The 15531-nt window shown below is 40.8% G+C and carries 14 protein-coding genes; 12 read left to right on the forward strand and 2 right to left on the reverse strand.

Annotated elements, in window-relative coordinates:
• Positions 1-359: 359 nt before the first annotated feature.
• The 3 genes from WFN33_RS16475 to WFN33_RS16485 are packed head-to-tail and all read left to right on the forward strand — an operon-like array spanning position 360 to position 2951.
• On the forward strand, positions 360-1817 hold the full coding sequence (locus tag WFN33_RS16475; RefSeq protein ID WP_336954085.1) for a cytochrome ubiquinol oxidase subunit I: 1458 nt from the start codon (positions 360-362) through the stop codon (positions 1815-1817).
• A complete protein-coding gene (gene cydB / locus WFN33_RS16480) occupies positions 1810-2814 on the forward strand; it encodes a cytochrome d ubiquinol oxidase subunit II (protein ID WP_336954086.1) in 1005 nt (334 codons plus the stop codon). Before WFN33_RS16475 ends, cydB begins: the two co-directional genes overlap by 8 nt.
• 14 nt (positions 2815-2828) lie before the next feature.
• Positions 2829-2951, forward strand: a complete 123-nt coding sequence (locus WFN33_RS16485) for a DUF2474 family protein (RefSeq protein WP_004721553.1) — start codon at positions 2829-2831, stop codon at positions 2949-2951.
• A gap of 586 nt (positions 2952-3537) precedes the next feature.
• On the opposite strand, the gene WFN33_RS16490 is transcribed toward WFN33_RS16485, so the two are convergent.
• Complete coding sequence (locus tag WFN33_RS16490; protein ID WP_336954087.1) at positions 3538-4803, reverse strand: OprD family outer membrane porin; 1266 nt, start codon at positions 4801-4803, stop codon at positions 3538-3540.
• 550 nt (positions 4804-5353) lie between these two features.
• On the opposite strand from WFN33_RS16490, the gene catA reads away from it, so the two are divergent.
• The 3 genes from catA (at position 5354) to WFN33_RS16505 (ending at position 9202) form a co-directional block, all read left to right on the forward strand.
• A complete protein-coding gene (gene catA, locus WFN33_RS16495) occupies positions 5354-6298 on the forward strand; it encodes a catechol 1,2-dioxygenase (RefSeq protein ID WP_336954088.1) in 945 nt (314 codons plus the stop codon).
• Between the two features lie 85 nt (positions 6299-6383).
• Complete coding sequence (locus tag WFN33_RS16500; RefSeq protein WP_336954089.1) at positions 6384-7640, forward strand: GTPase; 1257 nt, start codon at positions 6384-6386, stop codon at positions 7638-7640.
• Positions 7640-9202, forward strand: a complete 1563-nt coding sequence (locus tag WFN33_RS16505) for a dynamin family protein (protein ID WP_336954090.1) — start codon at positions 7640-7642, stop codon at positions 9200-9202. Before WFN33_RS16500 ends, WFN33_RS16505 begins: the two co-directional genes overlap by 1 nt.
• A 167-nt stretch (positions 9203-9369) precedes the next feature.
• Here the strand turns inward: WFN33_RS16505 and catM are convergent, their stop codons facing one another.
• A complete protein-coding gene (catM, locus tag WFN33_RS16510; protein ID WP_034617960.1) occupies positions 9370-10287 on the reverse strand; it encodes a cis,cis-muconate-binding transcription regulator CatM in 918 nt (305 codons plus the stop codon).
• 118 nt (positions 10288-10405) lie between these two features.
• Here catM and WFN33_RS16515 point away from each other — a divergent pair, with 118 nt between their 5' ends.
• The 6 genes from WFN33_RS16515 to pcaD all read left to right on the forward strand — a co-directional run bounded on the left by WFN33_RS16515 (position 10406) and on the right by pcaD (position 15451).
• A complete protein-coding gene (locus WFN33_RS16515) occupies positions 10406-11515 on the forward strand; it encodes a muconate/chloromuconate family cycloisomerase (RefSeq protein ID WP_336954093.1) in 1110 nt (369 codons plus the stop codon).
• Positions 11516-11529: 14 nt separating this feature from the next.
• Entirely contained in the window at positions 11530-11820 is a 291-nt protein-coding gene (gene catC, locus WFN33_RS16520; RefSeq protein WP_004820442.1) for a muconolactone Delta-isomerase, read from the forward strand.
• Positions 11821-11956: 136 nt separating this feature from the next.
• Positions 11957-12640: a 3-oxoacid CoA-transferase subunit A gene (locus WFN33_RS16525; RefSeq protein WP_244015616.1), complete on the forward strand. Its 684-nt coding sequence runs from the start codon at positions 11957-11959 to the stop codon at positions 12638-12640.
• 2 nt (positions 12641-12642) lie between these two features.
• Entirely contained in the window at positions 12643-13290 is a 648-nt protein-coding gene (locus WFN33_RS16530; protein WP_336954095.1) for a 3-oxoacid CoA-transferase subunit B, read from the forward strand.
• A 138-nt stretch (positions 13291-13428) separates the two neighbouring features.
• A complete protein-coding gene (gene pcaF / locus WFN33_RS16535) occupies positions 13429-14643 on the forward strand; it encodes a 3-oxoadipyl-CoA thiolase (protein ID WP_336954096.1) in 1215 nt (404 codons plus the stop codon).
• 10 nt (positions 14644-14653) lie between these two features.
• The gene (gene pcaD / locus WFN33_RS16540) at positions 14654-15451 is read left to right on the forward strand and encodes a 3-oxoadipate enol-lactonase (protein WP_096733775.1); all 798 of its coding nucleotides are present in this window, start codon (positions 14654-14656) and stop codon (positions 15449-15451) included.
• Positions 15452-15531 lie beyond the last annotated feature (80 nt).

Consider the following 15531-nt stretch of genomic DNA (forward strand, 5'->3'; position numbering starts at 1 on the left):
TTTTCAACTTAAAATTGAGTGATATATCCGTAGTTTGCAGTGCATTAAAGAAAAAAAATAGCTACAAAAGCAGCCGATAAAAATATAACAGTTTAGCCATTTTTTAAAAATCTGTTATATTTTTTCTCCTCATTTTCTGTACCTACAGCCAATCTAAATTATGGTGCAAGATCATAGGGTCTGTTGAAAGGTCGGCGATAATTGCGACAACGCATGCCATTTATGAAATATCAACAAACCCTAACCATTATTTCTAAGTAGGTAGTTTTTATGGAACGATCTATTGTTTTTTCCAAACTTAATCATGACGGTCATGGGTCTATAGCGATCCAATGCCTCAAGCAACGATGGGGCATGCAATGAGTCTCGGATTAACTGCACTAGAACTGGCAAGAATTCAGTTTGCTTTCACTGTGTCTTTTCACATTATTTTCCCTGCAACCTCTATTGGTTTAGCCTGTTTCCTTGCACTGCTGGAATGGAAATGGTTGCGTACACAAAACCCTGTTTACAAAGACCTATTCAAATACTGGATTAAGATTTTTGCTGTTGCATTTGCTATGGGTGTTGTTTCAGGCATTGTCATGGCCTACCAGTTTGGTACCAACTGGAGTGAGTTCTCGCGTATCTCAGGGAGTGTGACGGGGCCATTACTCACCTATGAGGTTTTAAGCGCATTTTTCTTAGAAGCTGGCTTCTTAGGAATTATGCTTTTTGGTTGGGGCCGAGTCACCGCAAAAGCACATTTTTTTGCCACACTCATGGTCGCTATTGGAACCTGTATTTCAATGTTCTGGATTTTATCCTCCAACAGTTGGATGCAAACACCACAAGGTTTTGCAATTGAAAATGGCATCATTGTCCCGACGGACTGGTGGGCAATTGTATTTAACCCATCATTCCCCTATCGCTTTGCACATATGGCAACTGCTGCATTTTTAGTTTCCTCATTATTGGTTGTAGGCACAGCTGGCTGGCATCTGCTTAAAGGACGCCGTGATGAATTAATTAAAAAATCATTTTCTATGGGTTTATGGATGGTGTTGGTAACCTCTTGTTTACAAGTGGTTATTGGCGACAACCATGGTTTAAACACCTTGAAACACCAACCTGCGAAATTGGCAGCAATTGAAGGACACTGGGAAACCAACCGTGATCACGCGATGCCACTTTTGCTGTTTGCAACACCAGACATGCAACAAGAAAAAAATACGACTGAATTCGGTATTCCCTATTTAGGTAGTTTGATTCTAACCCACTCATTAGATGGCGAAGTTACTGGATTAAAGGATTTTTCAGCTGAAGATCGCCCAAATGTAGCTATCGTATTTTGGAGTTTCCGTGTCATGGTAGGTCTTGGCATGTTAATGGTATTGCTATCCTTAACAGCCTTATGGCTACGCAAAAAGAATCGGCTATACGAGTCTACATGGTTTCATAAATTCGCCATTGTGATGGGTCCAACGGGTTATATCGCTTTACTCGCAGGTTGGGTTACTACGGAAGTGGGAAGACAGCCTTGGGTGGTTTATGGCGTGTTGCGTACCAAAGATGCGTTATCACATACAGTAACAGCAGACCAAGTGGGACTCAGTCTGATCATTTTTGTACTGGTGTATACCGTTGTATTTGGTGCTGGGATTTATTATATGTTCAGACTCATGAAATCTGGACCTGAGTTTTTAACGCGTTTAGATCATGAAATAACCGGTTTAGGGCATTTTAAAACCCCATTACGACCACTCAGTGCTGTGGATGATCCAATCGATGGACAACAAGCGCCGCTAGATCAAAATAAGGAGAAACATCATGATTGATCTCGCTTTAATATGGGTCGGCATTATCGGTTTAGGTGTACTGATTTATGTGGTGATGGATGGCTTTGATTTAGGTATTGGAATTCTCTTTCCATTTATTCCAGAACGGCAAGAGCGTGATGTCATGATGAATACGGTCGCCCCTGTCTGGGATGGTAACGAAACATGGATGGTGCTTGGCGGTGCGGGATTATTTGCAGCCTTTCCGCTGGTCTATTCTACGGTACTCTCTGCTTTATACCTTCCCATTATCTTTATGGTGGTCGCATTGATTTTCCGTGGTGTTGCCTTCGAGTTCCGCTTTAAAGCAACTCGAACCAAATACTTATGGGATCAAGCCTTTATTTGGGGATCAATCTTATCTAGCTTTTTCCAAGGGGTTATCCTTGGTGCATATATCCAAGGTATTCAAACCACTGCGGGTATTTATAGTGGCGGTGTATGGGATTGGTTTACCCCTTTTTCACTTTTCACTGGTTTAGGTGTTGTGGTCATGTATGCCACTTTAGGTTGTGGCTGGTTGATTTTAAAAACGGAAGCGCGTTTACAAGACATCATGTATACGCTAATGCCAAAGCTGTTAATCACGTTAATGATTATTTTTGCTGCCGTCAGTATCTATACCCCGATCACACATCCTGAAATTGCCCAGCGCTGGTTTGCATCACCAAACCTTATCTATTTCAGCCCTGTGCCTATTTTAGTTGTACTCTTTTCTGGTTTAATTTTACATGCCTGTAAGCAACGACATGAGATCAAACCTTTTGTTTATACGCTGGCATTGGTGTTTCTGGCATTTACTGGATTTGTAATTAGTTTATGGCCAAACATCATTCCACCTTCAGTTTCAATTTGGCAAGCCGCTGCACCAGAATCAAGTCTTAAATTTACCTTGGTCGGTGCGGCAATTCTGATCCCAATTATTATCGCTTATACCTTCTTGTCTTATTGGGTTTTCCGAGACAAAGTCCGTATTGGTGATGAAGGCTATCATTGATCAAGGAGTTTTAGATGAACAAATACATCAAACAACTCAACCCTGCAACATGGTTTATTTTGTTGTGGTGTTTCGGTTTTGCAGCATTGGCTTTAATTGCGGGTTTGTTTAGATTAATGCTTAGTTTTGCCTATTAGGCATATACCTATTGATGATCTGACTAGCGAAGAAAGGATAAGCATTTAACTATGCTTATCCTTATTTATAGCCAAACCACCTAAATATTTATACAATTGATTTGCATCAAGTCATTGATCAGAAATGAAACTTAAGTATTTGTATAAACTTTTAGAAACTGCTGGTTATCAATTCACTTTCTGTGCTTTTGAAGCATAGATACTTATCCTACCGTGGGGCGACAAGGATGTCGCCGTTGAGCGGGGGTATATGAGCAAAAATAAAGCACTGCTTTGTTTGCAGCGCAAGAGCCCTGTTAAACGGAAGATTTTTGTCCCTTTTTATCTCTAAAAAGGGAGGCATCGCCTACGCAAAGATATTTAAACTTTGAATGTAAGGTGTGGCATTGCAAGCTTTTTAGAATCAAACAACTTATTTTCTCCATATAATTGATTTAATTAAAAATATTAATTAAGAGAAATTATATTCTTGTGTCTCAGTTTTTACAGGTTAACTATACTTGGACTCTTAAATATCCTGACTGCTAAAGATGATGCCCCTTATTTTTAATAGGGGCATCACTCGATTTATCGGATTAAGCAAAAATTAGAATTTAAAGGTATAGGTTGTGATAAAACGATTTTCCACAAAATCCTTGCCTGGCATATTTCCAACACCATATTTAATATCAGCATCAATATAGCGCCACTCTACCCCAAGACCTTTTAACCATCCTTCTGGAACAGTATAGTTTACAATCAAATTTTTCTCGGTTTCTTTATTATCCTTAAAACCAGCCCGATAAATGTCACTACCATTTAAATAACGCAAGGTCAGTTTCAATCCCGGTACGCCATGATCTTTAAAGTCATAACTATATAAGGCATGCCAAGTAAACTCTTTCGCTTTATAAAAAGCAATTGCAGACCAAGTCTGTAAATATCCTTGCGGAACATAACCATTTAAAAGTGGAATATTGTCCTCACCGAAATGCTTTTGCACGCCCGCTAAAAAGGTATTTGGGCCATGTTGTGCACTCGCTTGTAACCCTAGAGATTGAACATCGATGTTTCCAAAATAAGCATCGCCATCCTCTTTATAATTAAAATAGCGCGCATCTACTTTTAGCTTGGTCTCATTGACTTTTTCTGTATAAACCGCATTGAAATAGTGTTGTTGATAAATATCTTCCAACTGACCAAACCAGTATGAACCTGTGAAGTTAGGGGTAAGCTTATAGTCTAAGCCTATAAAATTTAAACCATCACTTCTTTTATTGGGATCTGTTGAGTTACCTAAAGTGAACTTTCTATATTCATCATCATCTCGGGCATTCACATGGGTAAAACGGCCTGCGGAAAGTTTTAAATTTTGAATGTCTTGACTTTCTAACATTGCTCCTGCATAAGTCGTCACCAATTGCCGAGAATCATCAATAAATAAAACCGGTGTTTTTGGGAAAAGCTCACCGACTTTAAGTTCTGTATTTTGGTATTTAACTTTTAAGGTTGCACCTAATTTTAAATAATCTCGTGCTTGTTGAGCTTCGTCTTGATCATATTTAAAAACGGTATCTAAGCGCTGATCATAACGGTCATTTAAACGTAATGCATATTGGAAACCAAAATCTAAACCCACTTGCAAGGGTGTGTCGCTATAACCCGACTCAAAACGTCCAGATGCAGCCTGCGACCAACTCCCCAGATCATTCGTGGTATCTTCGAAGTCGCGCTCAATATAGAAATTACGTAAATAAATACTGGTTTTACTCTCTTCTAAAAACTCAGCATAAGCAGTTTCTATACTCAAACATCCAAACAATGTATAAAGTGCAACTCGTTGAGTTCTATAAAGCAAATCTGGCTTTAACATGGGAAATCCTTTCCTGAATATTTGAAATTCTTGTTGTGTAAGTTCTAAGGTGATCTTTGTCTTATCCTCAAGACAAAGACTTTTGTACTCCCTTAAAATACAAATAAATTCAAACCAATATGGTTAAGGGAATTCATCACCACGATCAATTATCGGAATTATTAATGTAATTTTCCATGTACAAAGCGGTATATATTTATACCTTTTACATCATAGCAATGATATTTTAAAATAGATTAATGATTTCCACGTAGTAAACATCTATTAAGAAATTGAATTATAATAATTTATTAATTAATCAACTGCGTATTGAGATTACCATTATCAACAGGTAATTTCATCATAACAATTTTCCCCTTTGCTGAGATAAATATACCTTTTAAGTATTTAAAGATACCGAATTCAGTCTAGATAAGGCTATAACATTCAATTAAGGTATATAGAAGGATTCATCAACGAAGCAATATCAGGAGTGATGCTGGCTCAACTCATAACATCTCTTAAAAGTGATAACGTGATCCAGCATTATGGCAAGATTAAGGAGATAGCCATGACAGCCAATAATATTAGAATTTTCGAGACGGAAGAAGTACAGAATTTCATTAATCTACTCAGCGGACTTGAGCAAGAAGGTGGAAATCCTCGCACTAAGCAAATCGTTCATCGGGTGGTTTCTGACTTATTTAAGACCATTGAAGATTTAGAAATTTCTTCTGATGAATATTGGGCTGCAGTTGCATATTTAAACCAATTAGGCACCAGCCATGAAGCAGGCTTACTTTCTCCTGGTTTAGGCTTTGACCACTTCCTTGATATGCGTATGGATGCAATTGATGCTGCTTTGGGTATTGAGAACCCAACCCCGCGTACCATTGAAGGCCCACTTTATGTCGCAGGTGCCCCTGTTGCACAAGGTTTTGCCCGTATGGATGATGGCAGTGATCCAAATGGTCATACCCTGATTTTACACGGCACGATTTACGCGGCAGATGGCCAACCACTGCCAAATGCACAAGTAGAGATCTGGCATGCCAATACCAAAGGTTTCTATTCCCACTTTGATCCAACTGGCGAACAACAGCCTTTTAACATGCGTCGCACCATTATGACAGATGCTCAAGGTCAATATCGTGTACAAACCATTCTGCCTGCAGGTTATGGCTGTCCACCAGATGGCCCAACTCAACAATTATTGAATCAGTTAGGCCGCCATGGTAATCGCCCTGCACATATTCATTTCTTTGTAACAGCAGAAGGCCATCGCAAATTAACTACGCAAATTAACGTAGCTGGTGACCCATACACTTATGATGACTTCGCCTATGCAACACGTGAAGGTCTTGTGATTGACGCAATCGAACATACTGATGCAGCAACGATTCAAGCCAACGGTGTTGAAGGCCCATTTGCTGAAATGGTATTTGACCTCAAACTCAGTCACCTCGTAGATGGTGTTGATAACAATGTGGTTGACCGCCCTCGCCTACAAGCTTAATACAGCTAAAAGTCATATTGTGAATCTTGAAATCAGGCTAGCTGTAACGGTTTAGCCTGTTTTACTTTATGGAAAAGATATTTAAATGGATATTCATACTTTTGATGCAGCGACTAATCATGTTTTAGCCGCACTTCCTGAATACACGATACCATTGGCTCGGCTACGAGCCATTCTACAGGCAGGCCAATTTCCGACAGTGACAGTGATTGGTAAATATAATCATGGTAAAAGCCGACTGTTAAATGAGCTTATTGGTCAAGATATTTTCTCAGTAGCGGATAAACGAGAAACGGTAGCTCTCTCCGAACATCTGCAACATCATATCCGTTGGTTAGATGCACCAGGTTTAGATGCTGATGTGGCTACAATCGATGATCAACTTGCTCAAGATGCAATGTGGAATAAAGCCGATATTCGCCTAATGGTCCATTCAGTACGTGAGGGTGAGTTTGATCCTTATGAATTACATTTATTCCAGCAATTCGAGCAAGATGCAAAGCAAACTCAACGTCAAAGCTTACTGTTGCTTACCCAAATTGACCAAATTCCAGATCAAACCGTTTTAGCGCAGATTATCGATAGCATTCAAAATCAAGCACCAACTGCAACTGTACTACCTGTATCAGCTACACGGCACCGTCAAGGGATCGAAAATTCCAAACCTATACTGGTACAACGCAGTGGTATCCCCGAACTACAACACATACTTCATCAGATGCTTGAGCAAGTCCCCGCAATACGTCAATTTGAAAAAAAGCAGATCATTGTTGATCTAAAAATGCGCTTATCCCAGCAGCTAGAAAACATTCAAAGTAACATTCAGCAACTGACAGCAAGCTTACAGCAACAACGCCAAAATTTTGAGCGTGATCTCAATCAAATATTAGATAAAGTGCGTCAAGATTTACAGCCGGTCTTACAGATCTCTGGGCAGGATAATTCGCTAGAACCAGATTCTTTTGCCAATATGTATAAAGTGACCGCAGGCAAACGTGATCGTAACCGTATTCAAGTGGCTTATTCTCGTGCCTGTATCGAGATCAATAGCCATTTGGTGCGCTATGGTGTGATTGGTTTACCAGATACGCAAAAAAGTAATGTCCGTAGTCTAGATACGGTCATGGTTGCGGTGATGGGGGTCTCGGTCAAACTGCGTAAAGATCTCAATCTTATTTTTGTCGAAGAATCAGGTCGTGAACGTTTACGTAGTGAATTTGCCCATTATTTTGAATTGTCTTCTGATCGAATGGAGTTGCAACAACAATTACTTAACTTTCAGCAGCAACAGCAGCTTATCATACAAGCCCAGCAGGCATCAACCACTTTGGAGCTGGTATAATGACCGTCCATGATTCCCATGATTCGATTCAGACACTGATTGCGAGCACCCAAGCTTTTGATCAGCAGGAATCCGACATCATGCTACATTTAAATAAGATGCACACTTGGCATCAGCAACTGGCAATCAATCTCAATAAACAACGTATCAATCCGATTGGACTGACATCACATAGTCAGATTGCCCAAGACATTGCAACACTCAATTCGCAGCTTGAAAGTTATCTCAGCCATTGGGAAACACAATTAGAGACACTACATGCCGCCCAATCCATCGCAGATCATTTTGACGACAAGATTATTTTGCTGATTTTCGGAAAATTCAATGCTGGTAAAAGTTCATTCTGTAACGTATTGGCAGAGTGTTTTCATAGGCGTCAGGAAAGCATTGAATATTTTTATTTCGACTCAGGTGAAATTATTAAAAGTCAGGAGCGTTTTAAAGAAGGTGCCACAGAAACCACCACACGCTTACAAGGTGTTTGCTTAGCGGACAATCTCATTTTGCTGGATACTCCAGGACTCCATTCAGTTACGCCTGAAAATGCCGCATTAACTCAACGCTTTATGGATAGTGCAGATGGTGTCCTTTGGCTCAGTAGTTCCTCCTCACCCGGTCAGGTCAAAGAGTTAGCGGCTTTGGGGCAGGAATTACGTAGACATAAACCGTTATTGCCAGTGCTTACACGCAGTGATTATTTTGAAGAAGATGAAGTCGATGGTAATATTTGCCAGATTCTATGCAATAAAACGTCTGACCAACGTTATCTGCAAGAAACCGATGTTTATACTCGTGCTATTGACCAACTGATCGCAATGCAAGTTGATCCTGTACTGTTACAATCACCAATTTCAACCTCCTCTCAGATGTTGAAAAATGCGGATTTCAATGATCAGGCCATGCAAAATGCAGGTTTTAATCGTTTATTTGACGCACTTCTACATTTAATCCAACCTGCTCTGGCTTATAAACAGCGTAAACCAGCGGAAGCCTTGTTACATCATTTACAAGAGCAAATTCTAGCCCCCTTACAACTTGAGGTTGTGCCACAACTACATCAATTACAACAGCAGCTAAGCAATGCCGTGAGCGCTTTAGCACAACATAAACAACAAATCATTACGCAAACATGGCGCAGTATGATTGCATCTCTGCCAAGCTTATTAGAGCAACATTCCGAACAGCAAGCATTGGATGAATTGTATAGTGAACTGACCCAACAGGCTCAACAGCTTCTATCACAACATATTGCTAATACTTTATCGGATTATCAACTGCAATATCCCCCTCTCAGTCCGTTACAGTTTGCTGAGCATCTGGCTTATGAAGTGATTTATGCCGATGATGCAACCGAGATCTTAGCCATTGGCCATGACCGTTTATATAGCGAGATCTCACATAGTTTGTGGCAAAAGCTTGATCTATATAGCGATGAAGTTATCGCACAATGCCAAGAACTGCTAAGCAATCTTCAAGAGCAAATTGCCACCATCCAGCAAGGCTTAATCAATGACGAACAGGAACTGCAATACATTGCGAATTCATTAAGAATGCAAGGATAAACACCGAAAATGTCATTTTAAAATCATTAACTCAATAGATCTCATTCATAAATCAAAAAAATGATCATGTTGAGTGAATTATATTGATATTGAAAGTCCCTTCTCCCGTTGGGAGAAGGCGAGGATGAAGGGATTTTATATTGATCTCAGTTCAAACATATACTCGATTAATCCCCATCCAGTTGAAGTGGAATCCCTTCTTCTTCAAAGACCTGTCGAATACACTCTAAAATCTTGGGTAAATAAGGGCTTTGATCCATATTTCTCACAGCTAATGAAATAGGACTATAGGCCTCTATATCCAAAATCGGAATATAGACCAGATTTTTCATGCCTATTTCACTGGCGCTTTCAGGAATAATGCATATCCCCTCCCCAGATGAAACCAAGCCCAAAGCCATATGGATTTCTCGAACTTCAACCATATCTTTCGGTACCAAGCCTAATTCGGTAAAAATGGATTGAATCAAGGTTGAAAAATTAGGTTTTTGTGTGGCTGGATAAGAAAAAATAGGTTCATTGATAATTTGCGATAAATAAATACCCTTATCAATATAACTGGTTAAATGATGATTTTTATGCGCGGCTAATTTTAATTTCTCTTTGTATAATAAAATGCGCTTAATCGATGGATCACTAATTCTTAAACGACCAAAGCCTAAATCTATTTTACCGAGTTTGAGTGCTTCGATTTGATCCTTGGTACTGTATTCAATCAGCTCAACCTGAATATCAGGGTTATTTTGACGAAATAAATAAATTACCTGAGGCAATAACGCATACAGCAATGAACTGACATAACCAATACGGACAATTGTATTCATTGAACTAATACGCTTCGCCATAGAGGTAGCTTGCGCAGTATGAGTCAAAATTTGTACCGCATGTTGGTAAAAGAATTGCCCTGCTTCTGTTGTTCTTACTGGACGTGTGCCACGCTCAAATAAAAGAATACCGAGTTCTTCTTCTAACTTTTGAATCTGACGGCTCAATGGCGGTTGAGCAATACATAGTTTCTCTGCAGCTTTGGTAATACTCTGCTCTTCGACCACCGTAACGAAATAACGAAGATATCTTAATTCCATCTCTATAAATCCCTTTTATATACCTTTTAAGTATCTAAAAATACCAAAATCGGCCTAGTTAAAGATATTACATTAAATTAGGGTATATAAATAGATTGATACTTAAGAAATAACTACGATGTACAAGTCCATAGAAACGCTGTTAATCGAAATTCCAACGATACGTCCTCACAAGATGGCCGTTGCGACAATGCAAACCCAAACCTTGGTCCTGATTAAAATCACGACTGAAGATGGTTTAATTGGCTGGGGTGAAGCGACCACAATTGGCGGTTTAGGTTATGGCGAAGAAAGCCCTGAAAGTGTAAAAACCAATATTGAAACCTATTTTACGCCATTGTTAAAAACACTGTCTGGTGCCAATATTGCCCAAACAATGCAAGTGATCCATCGTAATATCAACGGTAATCGTTTTGCGAAATGTGCTGTTCAAACTGCATTATTAGATATTCAAGCGCAACGTTTAGGTCAACCTCTGAGTGAGATTCTAGGCGGTCGCTTACGTGACAGTATTCCTGTGCTTTGGGTTTTGGCGTCGGGCAATACCGAAAAAGACATTGCCGAAGCAGAAAAAATGATTGCGTTAAAACGCCACAATGTCTTTAAGTTAAAAATCGGTTCACGTCCTGTTGAACAAGATGTTGAGCATGTATTGGCAATCAAAAAAGCCTTGGGTGCAGACATCTCAATTCGTGTAGACGTTAACCGTGCTTGGTCTGAACTGAATGCAATTAAAGGGATTCAAATGCTTCAAGATGGTGGTGTTGACCTGATTGAACAGCCTTGCGCAATTCATAATATTGATGCTATGCAACGTCTTAGCCGTAAGTTTGATATCGCGATCATGGCAGATGAGTCGTTAACTGGTCCACAAAGTGCTTATAACTTGGCAAAAACCAATACAGCCTCTGTTTTTGCGGTAAAAGTTGCGCAATCTGGTGGTCTGATTGAAGCATGCGAAGTCGGTAAAATCGCCAATCTGGCAGGTATTGATCTTTATGGTGGCACTATGCTTGAAGGTCCTGTTGGAACAATTGCCTCAGCACATGCCTTCTCTACATTTAGCAATCTCGCAGCAGGAACTGAATTATTTGGCCCACTGCTACTGACTGAAGAAATTTTAAAAACACCGCTTCAATATGGCAATTTTGAGCTCAAAATTCCAACTGGTCCGGGCCTCGGCATTGAACTAGATGAAGACAAAATCGACAACCTGCGTCGTCAATAATTCAAGGAGCTGACATGCTTTTCCAAGTACGAATGGATGTACACATCCCCCTCGATATGCCCGTCGAAAAAGCCAATGAAATTAAAGCAATTGAAAAGGCTTATTCACAAGATTTACAACGTCAAGGGAAATGGCGTCATATCTGGCGTATTACAGGCCAATACTCAAACACCAGTATTTTTGATGTAGAGAGTAATGAAGAACTCCACAATATTTTACAGGGATTGCCTTTATATCCTTATATGAATATCGAAGTGACTGCTTTAAACCGTCATCCGTCTTCAATTCGAGAAGATGACCATTAAGCAGCAGGTGTAAATTCATTGACCAAACAACTGTGAGATAAGTTCTTTCTCACAGTTTTTTAAGTTTCTATACATGTCTATCTTTGCTAATACGGCATGTATAGAAATTTAAAAACATGGATAAAAGGTTCGTCTTATGATTGATAAAAGTAAGCTCTCGTTGACTGAGGTTCTATCCCAAATCAAAGATGGTGCAACCATTATGATTGGTGGCTTTGGAACAGCAGGACAACCCGCAGAGCTGATCGATGGGCTGATTGAACTTGGTGTTAAAGATCTGGTGATTGTCAATAACAATGCAGGCAATGGCGATTACGGTCTGGCGAAACTACTTAAATCAGGTGCAGTCCGTAAAATCATCTGTTCTTTCCCCCGTCAGTCTGATTCTTGGGTATTCGATGAACTCTATCATGCGGGCAAGATCGAACTGGAACTGGTTCCTCAAGGTAATCTCGCCTGTCGTATTCAAGCCGCAGGGATGGGTTTAGGTGCAGTCTTTACCCCAACAGGCTTTGGTACATTATTGGCAGATGGCAAGGAAACACGTCATATCGATGGCAAAGACTACGTACTTGAATATCCGATTAAAGCAGACTTTGCATTGATTAAAGCACATCAAGGCGACCGTTGGGGCAACTTGGTTTATAACAAATCAGCACGTAACTTTGGTCCAATTATGGCGATGGCTGCAGATGTCACCATTGCACAGGTTTCAGAGGTGGTTGAACTGGGTCAGCTCGATCCTGAGCATATTATTACCCCAGGAATTTTTGTTCAGCATGTGGTTGCAGTTGATGCAGCCAATGGTAATGGAGAATAACAATGAGCTACCAAAAACTAAGCCGTGACCAAATTGCTGAACGTGTTGCCCAAGATATTCCCGATGGTGCATATGTCAATTTAGGTATTGGTTTACCGACCAAGATTTCAAAATATTTGCCAACAGATAAGGATGTATTCCTGCATTCTGAAAATGGTTTATTGGCTTTTGGTCCTCCACCCGCCAAAGGTGAAGAAGATCCTGAGCTGATTAACGCAGGCAAAGAATATGTCACCATGCTAACGGGTGGCTCGTTTTTCCATCACGGTGATTCTTTTGCCATGATGCGTGGTGGACATTTGGATATTGCTGTATTGGGTGCATTCCAAGTAGCGGCCAATGGCGACCTTGCCAATTGGCATACCGGTGCGGCGGATGCGATTCCTGCGGTGGGTGGTGCAATGGATTTGGCTGTAGGGGCCAAGAAAGTCTTTATCACCACAGACCATGTAACCAAGCAAGGTGAACCTAAGATTGTTGAAGAACTGAGCTATCCTGTGACAGGTAAGCATTGTGTTGATCGTATCTATACTGACTTATGCGTGATTGACGTGACCCCAGAGGGTTTAAAAGTGCTTGAAAAAGTTGCAGGTCTGAGCTTTGAAGAATTACAGGCTTTGACGGGTGCTCAATTGATTGATGCGACATAGGGATAATAAATCCCTCCCTTGCGGAATGATTAAATCTCCCCTAACCCCTCTTTATGAAAGAGGGGAACTTCTTCTTTTACAAAGAGGTGAGCTGCGGTAGTAGCAGCGCAAGGGAGATTATTTAAGGATATAAACAACATGAAAAACGCTTACATCATAGATGCCATCCGTACCCCATTTGGTCGTTATGCCGGTGGTCTTGCGCCAGTCCGTGCAGATGATCTTGGTGCTATTCCAATTCAAGCATTGATACAACGTAATCCAACAGTAGATTGGCAACAAGTCGATGATGTGATTTATGGCTGTGCCAATCAGGCCGGTGAAGACAACCGTAATGTCGGGCGTATGTCAGCATTATTGGCAGGCTTACCTTATCAAGTGCCAGCCACTACAGTGAACCGTTTATGTGGTTCATCACTGGATGCGATTGCCATGGCAGCTCGCGCCATCAAAGCCAACGAAGCTGATTTAATCATTGCCGGTGGTGTAGAAAGTATGAGCCGTGCGCCCTATGTGATGGGTAAGTCGGACAGTGCTTTTGGACGTAGTCAAAAGATTGAAGACACCACTATGGGCTGGCGCTTTATCAATCCAAAACTCAAAGAATTGTATGGTGTGGACAGCATGCCACAAACCGCTGAAAACGTGGCAGAACAATTCAATATTAACCGTGCGGATCAAGATCAGTTTGCGCTAAACAGCCAACAACGTACTGCGGCAGCACAAGCTCAAGGTTTTTTCAAAAATGAGATTGTGCCCGTCACTATTCCACAGCGTAAAGGTGATGCTGTGCTTGTGGATACCGATGAACATCCACGTGCATCAACCACTTTAGCTGCGCTGACAAAACTTAAAGGTGTGGTCAAAGCTGATGGTACGGTCACGGCGGGTAATGCATCAGGGATTAATGATGGTGCAGCGGCATTATTGATTGCCTCAGATGAAGCTGTAGAAAAATACCAATTAAAACCACGTGGCAAAATTATTGCAGCAACCACGGTGGGTGTTGAACCAAGAATTATGGGCTTTGCGCCCGCGCCTGCAATCAAGAAACTGCTTAAACAAGCCGATCTTAGTTTAGCGCAAATGGATGTGATTGAGCTAAATGAAGCTTTTGCCGCCCAAGCTTTGGCTGTCACCCGTGATTTAGGTTTGGCAGATGATGATGCGCGTGTCAATCCCAATGGTGGTGCAATTGCTTTAGGTCATCCTTTGGGTGCATCGGGTGCCAGACTGGTGACCACTGCCCTAAATCAGCTTGAACAGATCAAGGGTGAATATGCCCTATGTTCAATGTGTATCGGTGTCGGGCAAGGGATTGCACTCATTATTCAACGTGTTGATCAAAATTAAGGAACGAGCAATGCCAACTTTTCAATCAGCGGATGCACAGATTAATTATCAAAGTTTTGGAAACCCTAATTCCCCTGCACTGGTCTTTTCAAATTCCTTAGGGACCAACTATGGTATGTGGCAAAAGCAGTTCAATTATTTTAAAGAACGTTTTTTTGTCATTTGCTATGACACCCGTGGACATGGTTCTTCATCTGCGCCACAAGGTCCTTATACCTTGCCCCAATTGGCTGAAGATGTGATTCGATTACTGGATCATTTAAATATTGAAAAAGCCAGTTTCTGTGGCATTTCTATGGGGGGATTAACAGGTCAATGGTTAGCCATCCATTATCCACAACGATTTAATGCTGTTGTTATCAGTAATACCGCAGCAAAAATTGGACAAGAACAAGCATGGCTAGATCGTGCTCAACTAGTCCGAGAACAAGGTTTAACCAGCATCGCAGCAACGGCTGCATCACGTTGGTTTACAGATCCCTTTATCCAAAGTCATCCTGCAATTGTTAATAATCTGTGTAACGACTTAAGTGCTGGCAGCGCAATAGGTTATGCCAATTGTTGTGAGGCTTTGGCTAAAGCGGATGTCCGCAATCAACTCAAAGATATCACGATTCCAGTTTTGGTTATTGCAGGAACGCAAGACCCTGTAACTACAGTTGCAGATGGGCAATTTATGCAACAGCACATTCCGCAATCCCAACTTGTGGAAATTCAAGCATCGCATATTTCAAATATTGAATGTCCTGAAGCATTCAATGCTGCACTTGAAAAATTTCTCTCTGAAATTCTTACGACTGAGCTTTGACACTTAATTTTTGACGCAGCATAAAGGGATAGAACATATCCCTTTATTTTTTGGCATTTCATCAAGACTTGAGAAAGCAT

The organism is Acinetobacter sp. AS167 (genome assembly GCF_037152175.1).
Classification (GTDB): Bacteria; Pseudomonadota; Gammaproteobacteria; order Pseudomonadales; family Moraxellaceae; genus Acinetobacter.